Annotated in this window: 1 rRNA gene; it reads left to right on the top strand. The window is 51.1% G+C overall.

The annotated features are described in order from the left end of the window. Positions 1 to 274: 274 nt before the first annotated feature. Positions 275 to 1,270, top strand: a 23S ribosomal RNA gene (locus A3OI_RS0103740); the annotation flags it as partial.

Here is a 1,270-nt window from a genome sequence, read left to right as displayed (position 1 = left end):
TCCGCTAAGTCTGAAGGTCTTTTTTCTGATCACTGGGTCAGATTTGCTCTTTAAAAATTTGGATGAGATAGAACACGAACACGTTTCTCTACGGTCTTTGAGGAACGTGTTCAAGTGATAACGATTTTTTCAAGCGTTATCCGGTGTTGTCGTTGAAGTGGTTGTTTATAACTTCGAGTGACGGTCTCTGATGTTCCCTGGAACACACCTGTTCAACTTCGGTTGAGTGGTGGTGATCCGGTGTCATTGGTGATCAGTTGTCTTGGGGTTATATAGTCAAGCAACTAAGCGCATACGGTGGATGCCTAGGCAGTCAGAGGCGATGAAAGACGTGGAAGCCTGCGATAAGGTTCGGGGAGCTGGCAAACGAGCTGTGATCCGGACATGTCTGAATGGGGAAACCCACCCGATCTAGGTCGGGTATCTTACACTGAATACATAGGTGTAAGAAGCGAACCGGGAGAACTGAAACATCTAAGTACCCCGAGGAAAAGAAATCAACCGAGATTCCCTAAGTAGCGGCGAGCGAACGGGGACTAGCCCTTAAGCTAGACAACGGGTAGGAGAAGGCTCTGGAAAGTGCCGCCATAGTGGGTGATAGCCCTGTATCCGAAACCTGAGTCTAGTGAAATCGAGTAGGACGGGGCACGAGAAACCTTGTCTGAACATGGGGGGACCATCCTCCAAGGCTAAATACTCCTGACTGACCGATAGTGAACCAGTACCGTGAGGGAAAGGCGAAAAGAACCCCTGTGAGGGGAGTGAAATAGATCCTGAAACCGTATGCGTACAAGCAGTCGGAGCAGACGTGTTCTGTGACGGCGTACCTTTTGTATAATGGGTCAGCGACTTATGTTCAGTGGCGAGGTTAACCGTTTAGGGGAGCCGTAGGGAAACCGAGTCTGAATAGGGCGAATGAGTCGCTGGGCATAGACCCGAAACCGGGCGATCTATCCATGAGCAGGTTGAAGGTTGAGTAACATCAACTGGAGGACCGAACCCACTGTCGTTGAAAAGCCAGGGGATGACTTGTGGATCGGAGTGAAAGGCTAATCAAGCCCGGAGATAGCTGGTTCTCCCCGAAAGCTATTTAGGTAGCGCCTCGGACGAATACCACAGGGGGTAGAGCACTGTTTCGGCTAGGGGGTCATCCCGACTTACCAACCCGATGCAAACTCCGAATACCTGTGAGTACTATCCGGGAGACACACGGCGGGTGCTAACGTCCGTCGTGAAGAGGGAAACAACCCAGACCGCCAGCTAAGGTCCC

This window comes from Marinobacter gelidimuriae (assembly GCF_000372805.1).
Classification (GTDB): Bacteria; Pseudomonadota; Gammaproteobacteria; order Pseudomonadales; family Oleiphilaceae; genus Marinobacter; species Marinobacter gelidimuriae.
The sequence above is the reverse complement of the archived record's forward strand: the minus strand, read 5'-3'. Positions and strand labels throughout refer to the sequence as shown.